A 21,075-nucleotide genomic window follows, 5' to 3' on the forward strand; every position below is an offset into this window, starting at 1 on the left:
AGTGTTGAAAAAGGATATACCTGTGGTACAACAGATAAAACATGAAGTATTGAAGGAAGTAGCTGCTTTGGCTTTTGATGGTGAGCTTGAGCAGGGTAAGGATGATATACCTTATAAAATAATACCTGGCAGCAAGGCAAGATTTCGCTGCTGTGTTCATAAAGAACGTGAAATCATAAGACAAAGGGTAAGGCTTGCTAGGGGCAAGTCACCTAGAAACAGCAGGGGTGAATTAAAAGAACGAAATGATAACCAAATAGTGTATGTTATAGAAGAGGCTTGTGAGGGTTGTCCCATACATCGATTTCAGGTGACGGAAAACTGTCAGGGATGTATGGCAAAAAAATGTTTAGAGGCCTGTCCGTTCGGGGCTATTACAATAGCTGGCAAAAGGGCACACATAGATCAGGATAAATGCAGGGAATGCGGTAGATGCAGCAAAGCATGTCCATATAATGCAATAGCTGATCTTATGAGACCTTGCAAGAGGAGTTGTCCCGTTGGAGCTATATCTATGGACGATGAAAAAAAGGCAGTTATAGATGAAACGAAATGCATAAACTGTGGCGCATGTACAACCGAATGTCCTTTTGGTGCCATGGAAGATATATCTTGTATAGTAAATGTTATAGAGGATATGAAAAACGATAGAGAGGTATATGCAGTCTTTGCACCGTCTATAGCAGGGCAGTTTGGCAAGGATGTCACTACAGGGGCTATCAAGAATGCCCTTATAAGGCTAGGATTTGATGGCACCTATGAGGTGGCACTAGGAGCCGATTGGGTGGCAGTACATGAGGCGAAGGAAGTAGCTGAAAATATTGATGAAATGGGTTTTATGACTACATCATGTTGTCCGGCTTTTGTTGCTATGGTTGAGAAACATTTTCCTAAGCTGCTTCCACATGTGTCTAATACAGTTTCTCCCATGGTGGCCATAGGTAGATATATAAAGGCAGAGCACCCAAAGAGCAAAGTAGTATTTATAGGGCCATGTATGGCTAAAAAAGCCGAATCTAAAAAGGAATGGGCTAGGGATGCAATAGATTATGTTATTACATTTGAAGAATTGGCTGCCATGATGGATGCAAAAAATATCGAGATACATGAGAAAAAGGAAAAGGATGATGCATCCGGCTATGGTAGAGGATTTGCAAAGAGTGGTGGCGTATATGATGCAGTATGCAATGCAGCCAAAGAAAATAACATAACATTAAATGTTATACCTCAAAAATGTAATGGTGCTGAAGAGTGCCGTAAAGCCCTTATGATGGCAAATACTGGACGTCTTAATGAAAATTTTATAGAGGGCATGGTATGTCAGGATGGGTGTATAGGTGGTCCAGGAACATTATTATCAGTGGTCAAGACAAAAAGAGAGCTGGACAAAAATGCAAAGGAATCCAGCATAAAAAATATAAATGATAGCCTAAATAGGCTTAAAGGCAAAGAAGTGGATCTAAAACGGTAACAATGTCAATATTTTAGCAGAAAAAGACTATTGACAAAAAAATATCAGTTTAATATAATAATATCAGGATTTGTTAAAACATTAACAATCATAATACGATTTTAGCGTTAATGTATATAGAAACATCCAAAAAGCTACATTAATATTTTTTTACGAAGGATAGTTTTCATAAAATTCATAATATAAGAAATATCTGTATTATAATGTAGTTAAAAATTTAACAAGTGTAAACTACAGGCAATGCCTGCATATATAAAGTTTAAAATTTTTTTAGAAAGAAGGGTGACTCGATGGGTAAAGAAAAAGATATAAAAGAGGTTATTGATGTACCAGCCATGATAGATGGTCTAGTGGCAAACGCCCATAAAGCACTAGAAGGTTTCATGAAGCTTAATCAAGAGCAAGTAGATGCAATTGTAAAGGCAATGACACTTGCTGGTCTTGATAATCACATGTCACTTGCAAAGATGGCTATAGAGGAGACTAACCGAGGAGTATATGAAGACAAGATAACTAAAAACTTATTTGCTACCGAGTATATATACCACAGCATAAAAAATGAAAAGACTGTAGGTGTAGTAGACGAAAATGAGTATGAGGATTATGAGGAAGTAGCAGAGCCAGTAGGTGTAATAGCTGGTGTAACTCCGGTTACAAATCCCACATCTACTACCATGTTTAAATGCTTAATCTCCATGAAAACCAGAAATCCCATCATATTTGCGTTCCATCCGTCAGGACAAAAATGCAGCAGCGAGGCAGCTAGGATAATGAGGGATGCTGCTATAGAGGCGGGAGCACCAAAGGATTGTATTCAATGGATAGAATGTCCATCTTTAGAAGCTACAAAAACCCTTATGAATCATAAGGGTGTATCACTTGTATTGGCAACAGGCGGTTCAGGTATGGTACAGTCAGCCTATAGTACAGGTAAACCTGCATTAGGTGTAGGACCGGGAAATGTAGCATGCTATATTGAAAAGACTGCTAATTTAAAAAGATCGTTAACCGATCTTATACTGTCAAAAACATTTGACAATGGTATGATATGCGCTTCAGAGCAAGCAGTTATACTGGATGAGGAGATTGCTGATGAGGCAATAAGATATATGAAGGAAAACAAATGTTATTTCCTATCGCCTGAAGAAATAAAGAAATTAGAGCCAGTTGCCATAAATCTGGAAAAGGGTGGCGTAAATCCTGCTATAGTAGGACAGCCTGCTGCTAAGATAGCCGCTTTGGCAGGTATTAATGTGCCTGAGGATACTAAAATTTTGATTGCTCAGTTGGATGGTGTAGGTCCTAAATATCCCTTATCTAGAGAAAAATTAAGCCCTATTTTAGCCATGTATATAGTAAAGGACTACAAAGAGGGTATAAAAAGGGCAGATCAGGTAGTTTCATTTGGAGGGCTGGGGCACTCGGCCGTTATACATTCACAGGATGAAAAGGTTATAGATCTATTCTCAAAGACCATGAAGGTCGGCAGAATAATAGTGAATTCTCCTTCAAGTCATGGTGCTATTGGTGATATATACAATACCAATATGCCATCTTTGACATTGGGATGTGGTTCATTTGGGCGAAATGCTACTACTTCCAATGTTTCGGCTGTAAATCTAATAAACAAGAAACGTGTAGCGAAAAGGAGAGTAAATATGCAGTGGTTTAAGATTCCGCCCAAGGTATATTTTGAAGCAGGTTCGATACAATATCTTGAGAAGATGCCTGATATAAACAAGGCATTTATAGTAACAGACCCATATATGGTTAAATTAGGTTTTGTAGAGAGGGTGCTGTACTTCTTAAGAAAGCGTCCGGATTATGTACATTGCGAGATATTCTCCGAAGTAGAGCCAGATCCGTCTGTAGATACCATAAGACGTGGAGTAGAGGCTATGAATAAATTCCAGCCAGATGTAATAATTGCCTTAGGCGGGGGTTCTGCCATGGACGCAGCTAAGGGTATGTGGCTTTTCTATGAATATCCTGAAAGTGATTTTAGTGCACTGAGACTCAAGTTCATGGATATAAGAAAGAGGGCATTTAAGTTCCCCAAATTGGGCCAAAAAACTCAGATGGTAGCTATACCTACCACATCAGGTACCGGATCGGAGGTAACTTCGTTTGCAGTTATAACTGATAAGAAGAAGAATATAAAATACCCATTGGCCGATTATGAATTGACACCAAATGTGGCCATAGTAGATCCCGATTTTGTTATGACCGTACCCCAGCAGATAACTGCAGATACTGGTATGGATGTGCTTACCCATGCGTTAGAAGCCTATGTATCTACAATGGCATCTGATTATACTGATGCAATGGCCATAAAGGCTGCTCAGTTGGTATTTGAGTATTTACCTAGGGCATACAAGGATGGCAATGACAAGATGGCTAGGGAAAAGATGCACAATGCCTCCTGTATGGCAGGTATGGCGTTTAGTAATGCATTCTTAGGGGTGAACCATAGTATGGCCCATAAATTAGGTGGGGAATTTCATATACCCCATGGTCGTGCTAATGCCGTATTACTACCCTATATTATAGAATATAATGCTACCAAGCCTACCAAGTTTGCTTCATGGCCAAAGTATGAATACTATGTAGCAGATAAGAAGTATGCTGAGATCGCCAGGTATGTAGGACTTCCTGCAGCTACTACCGAAGAAGGTGTAAAAAATCTCATAAAAGCTATAAGAGATCTTATGAAATCAATGAATATGCCCATGACCATAGCGGAGTGCGGTATAGATAAGGATACATTCGAGAGCAAGGTTGCAGAGCTATCTGACAAAGCATTTGAAGATCAATGTACTCCCGCCAACCCAAGACTCCCATTGGTAAGTGAGATAGAAGGGTTATATAGGAAAGCATACTATGGTAAGTAATTTATAATATAAAAGAAGGATGTCTCGAAAAGAGGCATCCTTTCATATTTTTGGTTTATATCCGATTATAATCCATACTATGAATTGCAGATTTTTAAAATTGACATGTACAGAACACCTAGGCTATAATAATCTAGAACAGTTGTTTGAAAGTAAATAATTTTATACCTAGTAGCGATGTATGACCATGACTAAGCCAAAAAAAGGAGGTGTAAAACCGATTTTTAAGCTATGTGGTTTTTATCATAGCATTAAAAATTAGGGAAAAATTGTGATTAGGACAGAGAATTTAAGCAAGGCATTCAAAGATATTAAGGCGGTAAATGATGTCAGTTTCAGTGTAGAAAATGGAGAAATAGTAGGTCTTTTGGGGGAAAATGGAGCAGGTAAAACTACTACTTTAAGGATGCTTGCTACTATGCTAAAGCCTACTGGAGGTACGGCTTATGTAAACGGATACGATATAATAAAGCAGCCAGAGAAGGTTAGGCGGGAGATAGGTATATTGTTTGGCGGTGAGGTAGGTCTATATGATAGGCTTACTGCAAGGGAAAATATTGAGTATTTTGCCCAATTGAATGGTATGAGCAAGGCAGAGATGGATGAGAGCGTAATGCACCTTATAAAGGAATTTCAAATGGAAGAGTACATAGATAAAAGGGTAGGTACTTTTTCAAGGGGTATGAAACAGAGGGTGGCCATTTCTCGATCTATAGTGCATAAACCAACGGTTATGCTGTTTGATGAACCTACCATAGGCCTTGATGTTACAGCTGCAAAGATAGTCCATGATTTTATAATGGGATGCAAACAAGAGGGCAGAGCGATAATATTTTCCAGTCATAGCATGCAGGAAGTGGAAAAATTATGTGATAGAATTATTATAATCCATAAGGGATCCATCATAGATCAAGGGACTATAGAATATTTTAAAGAAAAATATAAAAAAGATGATATGGAAGATATATTTATAGGATTGGTAGGTGATAACAGGTGAGCATAACATCTATCGTTTACAAAAAAGAATTAAAGGATATGTTCAGGGATAAAAAGACGCTGGTAGCTGCCATATTAATTCCATTCTTGCTGTATCCCATAATATTTGGACTCATGGGTAAAGGAATAAAGGATAATATGGATTATGTAGATAAGGGCATAGAGATTGCACTAGTAGATGAAGGAAACAGTAAACTTGGTGAATTTATAAAATCTCAGGACAATGTAAAGATAAAAGAGTCCAAGAATATCCTTGAAGATGTAAAGGAAGGAAAGCTTATATTGGGCTTGGAGATACCTGAAGATTTTGATAAGAATATAAGTGGTGAGAAAAAGGCAGATATAATAATAACATACGACAATACCAGCCAAAAATCTAGTATGGCAATGTCATATATAAATGGCATTATAGAAGAGTATTCTAAGGGCATAGTTGCCCAAAGACTTCAAAGCAAAAATATCGACACATCTATTCTGACTCCCATTGATACAATTACCAAATCACCTGAGAAAGAAGAGAGTGGTTTTGGGAAGATGATGCTATCCCTTATGCTTCCCATGATGCTGGTGATATTTGCTGCATCTGGACCTATAGCTTCAGCTACTGATTTGGGGGCGGGAGAGAAGGAGAGAGGAACCTTAGAGCCACTCCTTACTACACAAGCCAATAGAATGTCACTTTTGTGGGGAAAATTCTTGGCTATAACGACTATGGGGGTGGTTACATCCTTGGCGTTTGTCGGTGGATTGGGATTATCTATGAAAATGTCACCTGAGGCTTTCAATTATGGGATGGAGGAAGCAAGTTTTGCATTAGAACCTAAGGCACTGGTTATTATGGTCATACTAACTATACTCCTTACCATGGTATTTGGGGCACTAGCACTAGCTATAAGTATGTATGCCAGATCATTTAAAGAGGCTCAAACCTATTTGACACCTTTAAGTTTTGTAGGTATGCTAGGATTTACTTCATATTTTATAGAGCCTAAGACTATGTCCATGGGACTTTTGCATATTCCTATAATAAACGTAGTGGTAGTCATAAAAGAGCTTACTTTAGGCATATTTAATTTTGCCCATTTAGGTATAGTGCTTTTGTGGATGCTGATATACATTGGTATATCAATAAGTTTTGCAAGGTATATGTTTAGTAAAGAAGAGGTTATATTTAGAACTTGACAAAGAAAAGAGCTATCAGAGATATTTATTGTATCACTGATAGCTCTTTATTTACTTAATCATCTCTTCTTCTTCCGAACATACCTGAAATAAGCATAAGCCTTATTAATTGTAGAGCTGCCATCAGAGTGGCTGCTACATAGGTAAGGGCAGCTGCCCTTAATACGTTTCGTGTCGGTCCTACTTCATCAGGTCCTATATATCCACCAGTTTCAAGGGCAGAAACTGCTCTGCGACTGGCATTGAATTCTACAGGAAGGGTAACCAGCTGAAAAAGTACAGCGAGGCCAAATGCATATACACCAATATTCACCAGGAGTTCATTTCTTAAAAGCAGCCCTATAAAAAGAAAAGGCATGGATAATCGGGATCCAATATTGGCAAGTGGTACTATTGCCATCCTGAAATTAAATGGTGCATATCTAATTTGATCTTGAACAGCATGACCTACCTCATGAGCGGCTACACCTATTGAAGCTATGGAAGTAGAGTGGTATACATCGGGGGACAATCTAAGTACCTTTGTCCTGGGATCATAATGGTCTGTCAATGTACCTTTTGTTATTTCTATGGGTACATTATATAATTGATTCCTATCTAGAATTGCCCTTGCTACCTCAGCTCCCGTCATACCCCGGTGGGATCGTACCTTTGAATATCGGCTATATGTGGCTTGTACTTTTACCTGGGCATAGGTAGCCAATATTATAGCTGGCAAAAGTATCATTAGTGTAGGATCAAAGTAATATGGGAAAAACATTTTTGCCCAGCTCCTTTCTGTCCATCTCCTCTATATTATGCAATTTTAATATAGCATATACTTTTTTAAAAGTCAATAAAGGTCAAACAAAAAATTGGCATTCACATATGCATTAATATAGTGTACAATTATATAAAGGTATAATGTTCCTAATATAAATTTATAATAGAACGTGTTATTAAAAGACATAATTAGGCAATGATAAAAGTAGACTGTGGTGCATATATAATAATGTGCTATTCTGAAAGGAGTGTAGTCTGGAATGAGATGCCGCTTTATATCAATACTTTTGTCCATTATGCTATTGAGTTGTACCTTGGTAAACGGTATAGCCATAGCTGAAGGTAATGTGGAGGTAAACGGAAAATTAGAAGGTAATGGTATATCTTATACCATAAAAAACAATTTGGAAGAGGATATAACAGGGATAGAGATAGAGGAAATTCTAATAGATAAGGATGGCAATAAGCAGCAAAGTTTTATACAGGGCGACTCAATAGCTCCGGGTCAAACCAAAAATTTGAGAGGCAATGATTATAGTGGCACAAAGGGTCCTTTGACCATCAAATATATAGTAAGGTATACTACATCAAGTAATGGAGAGATGCGAGTAGCAGGCGAGGGTGAGAAAAAACTTAATATTGGGGAGGTAAGGCTAAATGTAACATACCAGGCCAATCCTTCTAGTGGAATAAAAAAAGGGGACAAGATAACATACACTGCCACTATCGAATCCAAATCAGATATGGTGGTAAATAATATAATGGTTCAGGATAGTTCATTGGGAGATATGGGTACTATACCATCTCTAGCTCCTAATGAATCTAAAACTATATCGAAAGAATTTGTTGTAAATGATGATATGGAAAGTTATATAATACTTGGGTTTGTTGACCCGTTTAGCGGCAAACAGGTTACACGGGAAATGAAAAAAACCAAGGTAAAGGTAAAAGTACAAAAAGAAGAGGTAAAAAATCTGAATCCCAAGATAAGTATCTCTGGGAAGGCTGATAAAGCGTCCATAAAGGATGCTCAAGAGGTAACTTTCACCTTTACAATATCAAATACTGGGGATGATGTGTTAAAAAATATAAAGTGTATAGACTGGGATGGAGAAACTTTCTTTAATGCTGAAAGATTGGATGTTGGACAGCAAATAAGTGCGAAATTAAAAAAACAGGTACAACCTGGTGTATCTTATTCAATAAGATGTGCCGGTACAGCCGAACAGGATGGACGTACTGTAGAGGCTGCCTATAGCACTAAGTTTTCATCTGCTGTTGCCCAGGTTGAGATAGACAGAAAGATAACACCTGACCAGGTAAATATTGGAGATACTGTGCGGATAGAGTATATTATAAGGAATACAGGTACAGTATCACTTTTAAATATTAAATTGAATGAGAATGTATGGGGAGAAGTTGGTGGATTAACAAAGCTGCAGCCTGGAGAAGAGAAGGTCATTGTTACAGAGAAAAAACTTGAAAAGAATTTTATCAGCAGTCCTGTATTGACGGCTACAAATGGGAATACAGGCGATGAATATGAATATACAGCGGCAGATATGATCATACCGGTGGAAGGCTCTGAGGTAAATGAAGCCCATATATCCATAAGTGTTTTGGCAAAACCTGAAACATTAGAAAAACCTGGTACTGTAGAATTGGAATGTACCATAAGAAATGAGAATGATATACCGATAAAAAATGTGGAGATAATATTAAAGGAACGGGATCTGGTATTGGGAAGCTTTGTAGAGATCGGTGCTGGAGAGCAGCAGATAGTAAAAAGTCCTCCTATTGAAGTAGATCAGACAGAGAAATTTACCGTTATTTTAAAGGCAAAGGATACAATGGGAGGGGCAATTGAAGTCTCCGCAAAACCCATTAACATTACAATAGGGAAGGATTCTAACAAGCTAGATGAAAAGGATCCTTATGGTAAAGCTGTTCTATTAAAAAATATATTAATAGTGATAATATTGCTTACCATATTTGCAGTAGGTATGCTCATATATGTGCTAAAAATGCCACATTCTAAATTTAATAAAAATAAAAGAAGGCGTCGGAGATATTAATAGCCATACTTTTTTATGAGCTCGTCCATGGACATAAAGAATTCACAAGGATTTCGTTTGGTTTTTGATTTGCCATGGGGATGATATACAGGTACTGAAAAAACCCAACCTAAAAAACCCATCCATGTTTTAAGACGCCATGCTTTAAAATTATTATCAAGTGGTTTTATGGAAAAACCCAAACGTCTTACCCCAGGGCTAAATAGAGTAATACCCCATATGGCTTTTACTCTAGGATCTATTTTGCCTTGTGATGCTAAATGGCCTAATAGTTTCATCTCTTCCCTAAACATGGGCAAAAGCTGCAGTTCAGAGGTTATAGTAATATCTCCTATCTGATCTTTTGAGATCACAAGATTTGATATGTGAAGCTCGGCTACATAATCGCCGGGCTTTATCTGATTTCCATCTGGCAGTTCTAGTGTTTCCTTGCAGTTATATGGATGTATATTAAATCTTAATAATCTATATTTGGAGCCATCAATATGATGTATATTTTCCTTCCATGCAAAGAATTTTTCCCACCAGCTAATTATAGTTTGTGCTATTGACTTCATATAGAAACGCTTCCTTCCTTTCGGCAATAAGTTCATCCAGTGTTACAAATTCAAAACCATCCTTTTTTAATGCATCTATTATAACAGGGAGCGCTTTTAGCGTATTTTCTGGTGCACCAGGATCGCCTCCATTATCATGTAATACCACTATGCTTCCTGGAGCAGCCTTATCTATAACAGTGCTATAGATATGTTCTACAGTACTTCTATTATCCCAATCTTGGGCTTCTATGCACCAATATGCTGGTTTTAGATTCAGGCGACGGGCAGCATTTAGGCTAACTAGGTTAAATGTGCCCCAAGGTGGTCTATACCAATGGGGTTGTTCACCTGTTATATCACTTAGTGTATTAAATGTAGTAAGCATATCACTATATGTTTCATGTGGTAACATAAGCCATGCATGTTTATGTGTATTTGAGTGACAACCTATTACATGCCCCCTTTCTTTTATATCGCTTACAATATCTTTATTAGCAGCTGCCCTTTTCCCTACAAGGAAGAATGTAGCTTTTATATTCGAATCGTCCAGTAGATCGAGTAATTTTGGAGTATATTTGGGACTAGGTCCATCGTCGAAGGTTAAAGCTATTTGCTTTTTATCATTATTGCCTTGTCTTAAAACGGTATTTGATATATTTCTTGCCCAAATACTGGGTAAAAAGCAGTATATTAGAAATAAAATACTTAAGAATATTAATGTATATATATATTTCATATTATATCCCCATTTCATCAATAAGTTGTAGTTTTCTATTTAGAAGAGCCTTTATGTTCTTCTATAAGTTTTAATATTATATCAACTGCATGTTGTGTAGCTAATGGTTTTGCTATACTTTCCATGGCCGATTTCATATTATCAAGGCATTTTGGATATTTCATGAGCTCTTCTATATATTTTATTACATCATTTTCGTCCTTGGCAACTATGGCAGCTTTTTTTCTTAATAGAAATTTTGTATTACTCATCTCATGCCCAGGGAGGGGATTATAGATTATCATGGGTAACGATTTTGCCATTGCTTCAAATATGGTTATGCCTCCCGCCTTGCCTATTAAAACATCCGATATTTCCATAAGTTGTGCTGTATCATAAACATAACCTAATACATGTATGGGATTTTTACACTTTTCTTTTAATCTTTTAAGTTTTTTGGCCAAGGCTTTGTTTGTACCGGTTATGGCTATTACTTGAAATGGCATATCTATGCTGTTTAGTCTTTTGCATAGTTCATCTATGCCGGTCATAAGACCATTGCCTCCCCCCATTAAGAGTATTGTAAAGATATTCTTATGAAGGTTATAGCGTGTCCATATTGAAGGATCGTTTATGGTCTTTTCAAACTCTTGACGCAGAGGTATACCTGTTACATGTATATTATCATTTGAAATACCATTTCTTTTTAAATTTCTGGCCACTATGCTTGCCCCTACTATATATGCATCTACATATTTGTGAACCCATTGATTATGCGTAGTAATATCTGTTATTATTGTCACAAGGGGTATATCTATTTCATTATCTTGCTTAAGGGTAGATACTACACCTGCAGGGGTTGGAAAGGTGCAGACTATGACATCAGGTGATGTATTTTTTATAACCTTTAAAAGCTTTTTTTCTCCCATTTTATTTATAAATCTCTGCCATTTAGAATTGGGAACTATATATTTAGTTGCAGTATAATACCATTCCCAGCCCTTTGAAAAATGTTTAAGCATTTGAATATAGCTAAACTGGAAAAACTTTTTTAAAGTGGGATCTAAAAAGCTAAAGTAATCATATATCTTTATTCTACAATCAGGACATCTACTTTTAAGGCCTTGCTTAAGTGCATTTGAAACCTGTATATGTCCTGCACCATAGGTGGCAGAAACTATCAATACATCACATTTAGCGCCATGTGAATATGACAAATAAATCTACTCCTTTCTAAAACTATCGGTAACATTATAACAGATATTTAGTAAAATGCATATGTACGTTGACGGCAATTTATAATATGGTTTTTTTTAGTATAAACCTTTAATTGTTATTATGGTAGAATATAAGTAATAAGAATAGAGAAGTGTCGATAAATAGTAATTTGCTATGTGAGGAGGGATGGTAATATGCTTGATTTAAGTAAACTTACATATGATATTAATGCTATGGCGGGAGAGTATAAGCAGCAAATAACAAAATACCAAAGACAGATCAATAAGGCCATGGAGTCTTTAGAGGGGTATGATAAGGATGCTGCCCCTTGGCTTGATAAGATAAATTCCAGCTCTAGACATTTTTTTGTGGCCTTTCCTCAGGGGAAAATGGCAAATGTGTATAGATTGCCTGATGTAAAGCCATTATATACGGTAATAGCGGTAGATGGTTCCCAAATAGATGTGGATACCCACGAGATAGCACTATGCTATGTACTAAATGCAGGCAGGGTTGTCATACATTATGGACTGGATAAATCGCCAATTTTAGATAGCCTTCCCAAGTTATATTTTAGGGACGATGATCTATATCGTCAGCAGGATAGTGGGGATATAGAACTTATTCAAGGTGACAAATTGGCTGAGCTTCGTAGCCAGATGGAGGCAGAAGAGCTTTTTAAGCTAGTAAAGGATAATTACATACAAGACAGGCCTATACTCGCCTTCACTGACGGAAGGTTAGTATCATGGGAAAAAAAGGCGTCGGCTAAAAAAGATTTAAATGGATTTACGGCACCATTGTTTAAAGATCTATTTAAATTTGGAGAGGGTAAAAAGATACTGACTGCAGGGTATGTGTCAGGTTCTAGGATGTCACTGGTAGCAAATACCCTCAGGGCATCAGATTGTCAGCAGCCTATTATGGATTGTAATGTATGTAAATATCGAATGGAGAAGGATGCACCATGCCATGAAATAGAAGGGCTTAGGGATATTACCTTGTTCAAGCATATATTATCTGAAGGTGAGCGTTCTGAGGTGTTTTATGCTGGTATCAATATGCTGCCTAGGAGCGAATGGCCTAAATATAGAATAGGTTTTTTCTATATCCATGGTGGGGATGAGATAGCGAGGGTAGAGGCCCCTGATTATATACTAGAGGATAATAATCTTTTAGACATGCTCCATAGTATGGTATATGACCAAATACAAAAGGGTATGGGATATCCCATATCCCTTCAGGAAGCCCACCATTTGGCTGTTATAAAAGGGGAGGAGCGGGAGGCATTTTTTCATCTGGTAGGCCGGAATTTTTCCAGGGCGGGAGTGCCCATAAAAGTGACGGATAAAAAACTTTATAAAGGAGCAAGGATATTTTAATAATATGATGTGGGGAGATAAAAGGTATCATTCTTTAAATTATGAGTTAAAGAAAACATTTGGGCAAAAGATTATGAAACTATCATTAGATGGGGGATTTACCTGTCCAAATAGGGATGGAACAGTTGGGACAAGGGGTTGTATATTTTGCGGTGAGGCGGGGGCAGGGGAATTTACAGCCTCTAGGACATTTAGTATAGCCAAGCAAATGGATATCCAAAGGAGTCTTTTGTCATCTAAGTGGTCTAATGGCAAATGTATAGCCTATTTTCAGAATTTCACAAATACATATTCAGCCTTCGATGATCTAAATAAAAAATATAATGAAGCCCTATCTGGTAAAGATATAGTAGGCTTAGCCATAGCAACTAGACCTGATTGTTTGCCAGAATATGTACTTGATCTTCTGGAAGAGATAAATAGCAAAACTTTTTTATGGGTGGAGTTAGGGCTTCAGACAATACACGATAAAACAGCTAGATTTATAAGAAGGGGCTATGAGTTGGAATGTTATCAAAAGAGTATATACGAGCTAAGAAAAAGAAATATCAGGGTTGTTACACACTTAATCTTTGGCTTGCCAGGTGAATCCTATGAAGATATATTAAATTCAGTAAAATTTATAGCTAATACAGATACCTGGGGAGTAAAATTTCATCTATTATACCTTCAAAAAAATACGGATATTCATAGGTATTATATTGAACATCCTTTTCATATATTGACGCAGGAAGAATATATATCACTTGTAGCTGATAGTATTGAGCATATACCCCCTGAAATGGTAATACATCGTCTTACAGGAGATGGTAAAAGGAGTCTTTTGGTGGCCCCAAGATGGAGTTTGGATAAGCTAAGGGTATTATCTGATATAGATATGGAACTAAAAAAGCGTGATAGTTATCAAGGTATTAAATACCTATGCAAGGAGTAGCACATATTATAAAAAATTATGCAAAAATACAAATTAAATATTAGAGTTATGGGTACTTTATGGTTATGGAGGTGAAGTGTTTGGATCAGAAGTATCTAAATTCTCTAAAAGATATGGAATATGTCTCCTTAACCGATAATCAAGAAGGTCGGCTAAAGGAGTTAGAGCAAAAATTTAATGATGAGTTTGGTTTAGATTGCTATTTCTTGGTAATGAAACGGAAGTAATACAAATAAGACCTTAATATCAATTCAGATTGATATTAAGGTCTTATTTGTATAGTCATTTTCTTATTGTATGCGTTTTTCAATAGTTTCCTTTATTTCTTCAGGAGTCATGCCCCTAGCCTCTATAAAAGGTACATTGTTTATGGTATCCTGTATACCTAACAAATTATCGTCCATGCCCGTCATCACTACTGCATCAAACCCGTCTAAAAAATCTTTGTCATCTTTTTGTCTTGAATCAAATTCAAATACTTTGTATCCGGCATGTGACAGGTATTCGGATACGGGTTTTAATCCACGCTGAACAGCGATGTTTTTCATCTAAAAACCTCCTTTTTTCTATTATCTCTCATATAAAAGGGAGATATGCAAACACATTTTGTATGATTTTGTTTTTGCTAACTCCATTCAAAAATGTTAAAATATTTATATATAATTTATCGGAAAGAATCTAAAGGAGGCATAGGATTGATAGGTGAAGTAATAGAGAGCAAGACATCTGAGTTTGTAGTAGAAGCTAGGCAATATGATATGGTGCCATGCTATGGGTCATTTGTAAAGGTAATAGATGGGGATAGAATAGTATATGGCATAGTATCTGGTGCATATACCGGTAGTATAGACAATAATACCCGGGCCAAGGCCTTCTTTAAAAGTATAGAAGAGCTAAAAAGGGAACAGCCACAGATATTTTCCCTTCTTAGGACGGAATTTAATTGTGTAGTAGCAGGCTATAGTCAAAAAGGTATATTCAATCCCTATTATCCTCCCGCCCATCCCAGATTGCATCTATCTGTAGAAAAAGCGTCAGATGATGAGATAATAAAGGCCACTGAAGGTTTTGGATATCTATCAAAAACCATAAACTATCAAGCTGGTGACAGCGATGAACTTACGGCGGCAGCCTTGAGAAATGCTGCCTTTTTACGGGATAAGCCGAGGGAGTATGTAGTTAGCGCAGGGCGGGAGCTGCTTAAAATGTTGTCCTATGATACTGGACGCCTTAAAAATATCATAGATAGGGTGGGAATGAGATGAAGGGTAGTATATTAAGAGGTTCATTATCAGGGGGTTGTGATGTACGCTTAGATGTTGGACAAAGTATAGAGGATATAAAGGTGGGCACATTTTGCGTAATAGAGGGTAGACGTTATGATTTTTTCTCCATGGTAGTCGACGAAAGCATAGAAGCGGTAAATCCAAAGGCCCTTTATGAAACGGCGGATAATAGTCCCATTTTAAGTGATATAGTCCATGGTACCGGTATAATAGAGGAGATAAAGCTCCAACCCATGGTGCTCATAGATAAAGAGGATGATGAGCCTATTACTAATTTAAATAGATCGGAAAAAATACGGCCGGTAAAGAGCATACCCTCTCATCTATCATTAGTGAGGGAGGCTTATAAAGAGGATGTGTACAATATATTCGGTGAACCTGATGATACACATTTTTATGTGGGAACTCCCCTTGATATGGATGATATAGAGGTATGTATAGATCTTAAGAAGTTTATAGAGCGTTCAAATGGTATATTCGGAAAATCAGGTACTGGTAAGACCTTTTATACCAGGCTAATGCTTTGCGGTATGATAAGGAGTAAGCTCTGCAATGTATTGGTGTTTGATATGCACTCAGAATATGGCTGGGCAGGTATTGATGAGGACAAGAACAGGGGAGAAGCCAAGGGATTAAAGCAACTGTTTGGTTCAGAGGTAGCCATATTTACTTTAGATCCAGATTCTTCAAGGAATAGGGGTGTAAGGCCGGATTTTGTGGTTGAGATTCCCTACAGTTCTATAGAGCCTGAAGATATTGCCCTTGTAGGCGATGAACTAAACTTGAATGCTACTGCGCTAGAATCCATATACATACTGCAAAAACATTTGGGACGGGATTGGCTTGTAAGCTTTTTAAATATGGATGCTCCTGGGATAGAACAGTTCGCAGAGTCTACAGGTGCACATGTAGGAGCTATGCAGGCCCTACAGCGGAAGCTTTTTCAACTGCAAAAACTGCCATTTATAAAGGAAAATCCAGCGGATGATGCAGTAAAGCGTATAATGGAATATATAGATAATGGTATGAATGTAGTATTGGAGTTTGGGCATCAAAAGAGTATGCTGGCATATATGTTGGTAGCTAATATCCTAACACGCCGTATACATGCATTGTATGTTGAGCGTAGTGAAAAGGCATTGGGTAAAAAGGAGGCTGAAAATACCCCACTTGTTATAGTTATAGAGGAGGCACACAAGTTTTTAAATCCAGAGGCCTCCCGCCAGACCATATTCGGTATGATAGCCAGGGAGATGAGAAAAAATAACGTAACCTTGCTGGTTGTGGATCAGCGCCCATCAGGTATAGATGCGGAAATACACTCTCAGTTTGGTACCAAGATAACTGCACTTTTGACCGAGGAAAAGGATATAGAATCGGTACTCTGCGGAACCAATAATGCTAAGATGCTCAGAAATGTATTAGCTAGTCTTGATACTAAGCAGCAGGCGTTGATACTTGGACATGCGGTGCCCATGCCTGTGGTTATACGCACCCGTACCTATGATGAAAACTTTTATAAAGATATAACTAGTGGTAATAGGCCTAAAAGGGGTGCCTTATCAAAAATGAAGGGCAGCTTTGCATCTGGCCAAGGTGAAGAATACGGGAGTGAATTGCCACCTCCAGGTAAGGACTTTGAGGATCTTATGAAGGAGTTGTACGGAGAATGAGTGATGTTATAAAGATCATCCATACTGCCGATTTGCACATAGGTGTGCAAAACTATGGCAGGCTAGATAGTAAAATAGGTATGCATACTAGGATAGCAGATTTTTTAAAAAGCCTTGATAAGGTGGTAGACTATGCGATAGAAACGGGACAGCATGCTTTTCTTATATCGGGGGATATATTTAAAAATCGTGAGCCAGATGTTACTCAACAGCGGGAGTTCGCAAAGCGGATAAAAAAGCTATCAGATGCAGGCATAAAGGTATATATGATAATAGGAAATCATGATCTTCATAATTCTGTTTTTAAAGCGACATCTGTGGAAATATACGATGTGTTGGACATGCCGGGGGTATATGTACGAAGAAGGGCGGATATAGACGTTATAGATACGTCTGCAGGGCCATTCCAGGTAGTAGCTCTTCCATATATGTCACCTAGTAATTTGGTAGAGGAAGGGGAAGGCATAGGGGATACGGCACAGTATATAAGAAATAGTATAGATACACTTATAGATATGCTGGTTAAGCGCATGGATAAGACTTTACCTACCATTTTTATGTCCCATTTTTCTATAATAGGTGCTGTGCCAGGGTCGGAGAAGGCTATAATGTTAGGCAGGGAAGTAACGCTTCCCGTATCTACCTTTGCCCGTCCTGAGTTTGATTATGTGGCAATGGGTCATATACACAAGCATCAGGCCCTTTATGATCATCCAGCAGTTGTATACTCCGGGAGTATAGATCGGGTGGATTTTAGTGAGGAAAAGGAGCAAAAGGGTTTTGTAGAGGTGGAACTCTTCAAAGGGGATACATTCTGGAGGTTCATCCCTTTGGATACTCGCCCCTTTAGGACAATATATGTAGATGGAAGCAAGGACGATCCGTATGACAAGGCAATGGAAAAGATAGAGCATGAAGATCTGGAGGGGGCAATAGTAAAACTCAAGGTAAAGCTTCCTTCCCATAAATTATCTGCCCTTAAAGAGCCTGAACTTTATAAAGAGTTGAGAAGAAGGGCTTTTTATGTGGCAGGCATAGAAAAGGAGATAACTTCAGATCTGTCCCATTTGCGCCATCCAGGTATTACTGAACGGATGGATGTTAGGGAGGCAGTTGGGGAGTATATATCAAAAAAAGGTGAATATGAAGATATAAAGGAAGATCTTTTAAAGGTAAATGATGAACTTATGCAAGAGCTAAAGGAAGGGGAGGCTATATTATGACACCCTATACTCTATATATAAGAAATTTTAAATCCTATGGAGAGAATACCCCTGTTTTGGATTTTAACAAATTTGATATAGCGCTTTTAACTGGGGAAAATGGCAATGGAAAATCATCCCTTGCAGATGCTATCGCATGGTGTATATGGGGGCAATGCAAGGGTATGTCAGGTAGAGGTGGTATGGATGACCTGGTGCATACAGGTGCTTTGGATATGGATGTTGCATTTACCTTCGAGGAAGATGGAAATATATATAAGGTAATACGCAAAAGGGATAAAAAAAGGGGCCAATCGGCACTGGAGTTTTATATAAAGCAGGGAGCTGAATTTATATCCATAAGCGGAAATGGTATAGGTGAAACCCAACAAAAGATATTGGAGATAATAAAGCTTGACTATGATACATATCTCTGTACCGCATATTTGAGTCAGGGCAAGGCCGATCTATTTGCTACAAAAAAACCAAATGAGCGTAAGGAGGTTCTAGGTGAGATATTAAATCTTTCGACCTATGATAAGCTGGAGGGATTGGCAGCTGAAAAAAGGCGGGAGGTTGTAAGTGAACTTACCCTTTTGGAAAGGCAGATAGAAGGTTTTAAGGAAAATGTCCTAGATGAAAAGGAAATCTCAAAAGGGCTTCTAGATGTAGAGGAAAATTTAAAAGCATGGTATCTAAAACGGGATATACTGAGGGATAAATTATCGGTTCTTAACAGGAAAAAAACGGAGCTCGATGGACTAAAACAACAGGCAAAGGACTATAAAGCACAGCTTGTAAGATCAAAGCATGATCTTGTAAAGCTAAAAAAAGAGTCGGAAACTTTAGCTAAGCGTATACAGGAATATAGGGATATATTAAAAAAACAGGATGCTATAAAAAGGGATTATGATGTTTTAAATATGCTAGTGGAGCAGGATAAAAAGATGGGCGAAGCTCTACAAAGGATTACTGAGTTAAAGAGCAAGAAACAGTCTATAGAATCTCAGATAAAAGCGCTAGAGCAGGAACTAAACCATAGAATAGCCCTTATAGATCAGAAGATACTTCAGGAGAAGAACAAAGTAGATGCTTCTCAAGGAATAGATGCAAGGCTTAAAGATATTAGGAAGACTCTGTTAAAATTAAAAGAGGATGAAGATAAGCTCTCTATTCTCCAACAGAAGAAATTGGAGATTGCCCAAAGCATGGTGCAGATCAAAACGGATAAAAAGGCACTTTTATCACAGATGGATGAGCTTAGGGAACATTATTATGTGCTAAAGGATGTGGAAGCAGATTGTCCAGTATGCAAAAGACCCCTTGATGGGCATACAAAGACGCAGATAATGGATGAAGCCATAAAAAAGGGCAGAGAAATACAAAAGCATATAAAGGATATGGATGGGGAGATAATTAAGCTAAAGACCCAAGATCATGATATAGATGTGGAAATAGCTAGACTAAAGGAAGGGCTAAAAGAACGGTCAAGGCTAGAAGGACAGTTGGTGCTTATGGAAAAATCCATAAATGAAGGTGATGAGGCAAAAAAAGCAATAGAAACCTTAAAGGCACAGCTTATGCCCATAAAATCATCTTTGAAGACAGGATCATATAGGGAAAAATTTAATGATGTATATGAAGATATATGTAAACAATTGGATTCAATAGAGTATGATAGGGATGGACATGTATCCATAAAGAATAGGATAAAAGAGCTCAAAGACATACCTGAGCTTTTTGAAGAGATCAAGGTGGCAAAGGTAAAGCTATCAGCCGATGGGGAAAGTAGAACAAGGATATTGGGTCTTATCGAAGATAGGGAGAATGATATAAGGGCTAGAGAGGATATAATAGACACACTGGAAAAGGCAGCAGCCGAATTGCCGGAGATTTCAAAGGATATTAAAAATTTTGACGGAGAGGTACAAAAACTAGAGGAACTGATATTGCAGGGTGAATCTAAAAAAGGTGCTCTAAATGAGAGACTTCTTCAGATACAGAGGGCAAAGGAAGAGCTTAAAGAAAAGAAAAGAATACAGGATAAATTATTGTATGATTTGGAAGTGTATAAGGCGCTCGTAAACATATATGGTAAAAAAGGCATACAGGCAGCTATAATAGAAAATGCCATACCAGAGTTGCAGGATGAAACCAATCGTATACTCTCAAAGATTACCGATGGTCGATTTACGGTGGAGTTTATAACACAGCGTGATACTTCAACAGGGAATATTCTAGAGACGCTGGATATAAAGATATCAGATGGCATGGAGACACGGAAGTATGAAACATATTCTGGTGGGGAGGAGTTCCGCATAAACTTTGCTATTCGCATAGCTCTAGCAAAGATGCTGGCTAGGCGGGCGGGGGCAAACCTGCGTATGCTCATATTGGATGAAGGCTTTGGCGTGCTAGATGAGGCAGGGCGGGAGCGGCTTGCCCAGGTTATAAATAGCATAAGCGATGAATTTGAAAAGATAATGGTAATAACCCATATACAGGATTTAAAGGATTACTTTCCTACACAGATAGAAGTATATATGACATCAGAGGGGTCAATGTTTAAAATAGTAGGATAGAATTAATGTAGTTTTAAACTGGGAAGGACAATTGTCTTTCCCATAAGTTTAACGTGGTTTTAAAAAATTTTTTGGATTCTTGTCCTCAAAGTAACAATTGAGACATTTATTATTATAGAGCTTTAGGCAATCGGGGCACACCGTAGAACTGCAATTGTTGCATATGG

General features: G+C 37.8%; 17 protein-coding genes. 12 read left to right on the top strand and 5 right to left on the bottom strand.

What is annotated here, in order from left to right:
* Nucleotide 1: 1 nt before the first annotated feature.
* The 4 genes from EJN67_RS04435 (at nt 2) to EJN67_RS04450 (ending at nt 6,540) form a co-directional block, all read left to right on the top strand.
* Complete coding sequence (locus EJN67_RS04435; RefSeq protein WP_394347507.1) at nt 2–1,471, top strand: 4Fe-4S dicluster domain-containing protein; 1,470 nt, start codon at nt 2–4, stop codon at nt 1,469–1,471.
* Nucleotides 1,472–1,761: 290 nt separating this feature from the next.
* On the top strand, nt 1,762–4,362 hold the full coding sequence (gene adhE / locus EJN67_RS04440; protein WP_129722963.1) for a bifunctional acetaldehyde-CoA/alcohol dehydrogenase: 2,601 nt from the start codon (nt 1,762–1,764) through the stop codon (nt 4,360–4,362).
* 271 nt (nt 4,363–4,633) lie between these two features.
* A complete protein-coding gene (locus tag EJN67_RS04445) occupies nt 4,634–5,359 on the top strand; it encodes an ABC transporter ATP-binding protein (protein WP_129722965.1) in 726 nt (241 codons plus the stop codon).
* Nucleotides 5,356–6,540 carry an ABC transporter permease gene (locus EJN67_RS04450; protein ID WP_243641225.1) on the top strand — a complete coding sequence of 395 codons (1,185 nt, stop codon included), beginning with the start codon at nt 5,356–5,358 and terminating at the stop codon, nt 6,538–6,540. Before EJN67_RS04445 ends, EJN67_RS04450 begins: the two co-directional genes overlap by 4 nt.
* 55 nt (nt 6,541–6,595) lie before the next feature.
* Here EJN67_RS04450 and EJN67_RS04455 read toward each other — a convergent pair whose 3' ends face one another.
* Nucleotides 6,596–7,300 (bottom strand): zinc metallopeptidase, encoded by a 705-nt coding sequence (locus tag EJN67_RS04455; RefSeq protein ID WP_129722967.1) that lies wholly within the window; start codon nt 7,298–7,300, stop codon nt 6,596–6,598.
* Nucleotides 7,301–7,562: 262 nt separating this feature from the next.
* On the opposite strand from EJN67_RS04455, the gene EJN67_RS04460 reads away from it, so the two are divergent.
* Entirely contained in the window at nt 7,563–9,377 is a 1,815-nt protein-coding gene (locus EJN67_RS04460; RefSeq protein WP_129722969.1) for a COG1361 family protein, read from the top strand.
* Here EJN67_RS04460 and EJN67_RS04465 read toward each other — a convergent pair.
* From EJN67_RS04465 to EJN67_RS04475, 3 genes are read right to left on the bottom strand one after another with little or no spacing between them, the layout of a single operon-like run.
* Nucleotides 9,374–9,934 (bottom strand): YkoP family protein, encoded by a 561-nt coding sequence (locus tag EJN67_RS04465; RefSeq protein ID WP_129722971.1) that lies wholly within the window; start codon nt 9,932–9,934, stop codon nt 9,374–9,376. The two genes, EJN67_RS04460 and EJN67_RS04465, sit on opposite strands and share 4 nt — an antisense overlap.
* Complete coding sequence (locus tag EJN67_RS04470) at nt 9,906–10,652, bottom strand: polysaccharide deacetylase family protein (RefSeq protein WP_165000729.1); 747 nt, start codon at nt 10,650–10,652, stop codon at nt 9,906–9,908. Before EJN67_RS04470 ends, EJN67_RS04465 begins: the two co-directional genes overlap by 29 nt.
* A gap of 35 nt (nt 10,653–10,687) precedes the next feature.
* On the bottom strand, nt 10,688–11,848 hold the full coding sequence (locus EJN67_RS04475) for an MGDG synthase family glycosyltransferase (RefSeq protein WP_129722975.1): 1,161 nt from the start codon (nt 11,846–11,848) through the stop codon (nt 10,688–10,690).
* A 195-nt stretch (nt 11,849–12,043) separates the two neighbouring features.
* On the opposite strand from EJN67_RS04475, the gene EJN67_RS04480 reads away from it, so the two are divergent.
* The 3 genes from EJN67_RS04480 to EJN67_RS04490 all read left to right on the top strand — a co-directional run bounded on the left by EJN67_RS04480 (nt 12,044) and on the right by EJN67_RS04490 (nt 14,392).
* Nucleotides 12,044–13,231 (top strand): DNA double-strand break repair nuclease NurA, encoded by a 1,188-nt coding sequence (locus EJN67_RS04480; RefSeq protein ID WP_129722977.1) that lies wholly within the window; start codon nt 12,044–12,046, stop codon nt 13,229–13,231.
* 4 nt (nt 13,232–13,235) lie between these two features.
* On the top strand, nt 13,236–14,165 hold the full coding sequence (locus EJN67_RS04485; protein WP_129722979.1) for a TIGR01212 family radical SAM protein: 930 nt from the start codon (nt 13,236–13,238) through the stop codon (nt 14,163–14,165).
* An 80-nt stretch (nt 14,166–14,245) separates the two neighbouring features.
* On the top strand, nt 14,246–14,392 hold the full coding sequence (locus tag EJN67_RS04490) for a polynucleotide phosphorylase (RefSeq protein WP_129722981.1): 147 nt from the start codon (nt 14,246–14,248) through the stop codon (nt 14,390–14,392).
* A gap of 63 nt (nt 14,393–14,455) precedes the next feature.
* Here the strand turns inward: EJN67_RS04490 and EJN67_RS04495 are convergent, their stop codons facing one another.
* Nucleotides 14,456–14,713, bottom strand: a complete 258-nt coding sequence (locus tag EJN67_RS04495; RefSeq protein ID WP_129722983.1) for a YkuS family protein — start codon at nt 14,711–14,713, stop codon at nt 14,456–14,458.
* A gap of 147 nt (nt 14,714–14,860) precedes the next feature.
* Here EJN67_RS04495 and EJN67_RS04500 point away from each other — a divergent pair, with 147 nt between their 5' ends.
* The 4 genes from EJN67_RS04500 to EJN67_RS04515 are packed head-to-tail and all read left to right on the top strand — an operon-like array spanning nt 14,861 to nt 20,908.
* Nucleotides 14,861–15,430, top strand: a complete 570-nt coding sequence (locus EJN67_RS04500; RefSeq protein WP_165000730.1) for an HAS-barrel domain-containing protein — start codon at nt 14,861–14,863, stop codon at nt 15,428–15,430.
* Entirely contained in the window at nt 15,427–17,124 is a 1,698-nt protein-coding gene (locus tag EJN67_RS04505) for an ATP-binding protein (protein WP_129722987.1), read from the top strand. Before EJN67_RS04500 ends, EJN67_RS04505 begins: the two co-directional genes overlap by 4 nt.
* Nucleotides 17,121–18,347: a metallophosphoesterase family protein gene (locus EJN67_RS04510; protein ID WP_129722989.1), complete on the top strand. Its 1,227-nt coding sequence runs from the start codon at nt 17,121–17,123 to the stop codon at nt 18,345–18,347. The genes EJN67_RS04505 and EJN67_RS04510 overlap by 4 nt, the downstream gene beginning before the upstream one ends.
* Complete coding sequence (locus EJN67_RS04515; protein WP_129722991.1) at nt 18,344–20,908, top strand: AAA family ATPase; 2,565 nt, start codon at nt 18,344–18,346, stop codon at nt 20,906–20,908. The genes EJN67_RS04510 and EJN67_RS04515 overlap by 4 nt, the downstream gene beginning before the upstream one ends.
* Nucleotides 20,909–21,075: the final 167 nt, after the last annotated feature.

This window comes from Xylanivirga thermophila, assembly GCF_004138105.1.
Lineage (GTDB): Bacteria > Bacillota > Clostridia > Caldicoprobacterales > Xylanivirgaceae > Xylanivirga > Xylanivirga thermophila.

Bases quoted from the DNA above. Each gene is read 5' to 3' on its own strand.
- adhE (WP_129722963.1), top strand. From the start codon at position 1,762: ATGGGTAAAGAAAAAGATATAAAAGAGGTTATTGATGTACCAGCCATG.
- EJN67_RS04455 (WP_129722967.1), bottom strand. From the start codon at position 7,300: ATGTTTTTCCCATATTACTTTGATCCTACACTAATGATACTTTTGCCA.
- EJN67_RS04460 (WP_129722969.1), top strand. From the start codon at position 7,563: ATGAGATGCCGCTTTATATCAATACTTTTGTCCATTATGCTATTGAGT.
- EJN67_RS04465 (WP_129722971.1), bottom strand. From the start codon at position 9,934: ATGAAGTCAATAGCACAAACTATAATTAGCTGGTGGGAAAAATTCTTT.
- EJN67_RS04470 (WP_165000729.1), bottom strand. From the start codon at position 10,652: ATGAAATATATATATACATTAATATTCTTAAGTATTTTATTTCTAATA.
- EJN67_RS04480 (WP_129722977.1), top strand. From the start codon at position 12,044: ATGCTTGATTTAAGTAAACTTACATATGATATTAATGCTATGGCGGGA.
- EJN67_RS04485 (WP_129722979.1), top strand. From the start codon at position 13,236: ATGATGTGGGGAGATAAAAGGTATCATTCTTTAAATTATGAGTTAAAG.
- EJN67_RS04495 (WP_129722983.1), bottom strand. From the start codon at position 14,713: ATGAAAAACATCGCTGTTCAGCGTGGATTAAAACCCGTATCCGAATAC.
- EJN67_RS04505 (WP_129722987.1), top strand. From the start codon at position 15,427: ATGAAGGGTAGTATATTAAGAGGTTCATTATCAGGGGGTTGTGATGTA.
- EJN67_RS04510 (WP_129722989.1), top strand. From the start codon at position 17,121: ATGAGTGATGTTATAAAGATCATCCATACTGCCGATTTGCACATAGGT.
- EJN67_RS04515 (WP_129722991.1), top strand. From the start codon at position 18,344: ATGACACCCTATACTCTATATATAAGAAATTTTAAATCCTATGGAGAG.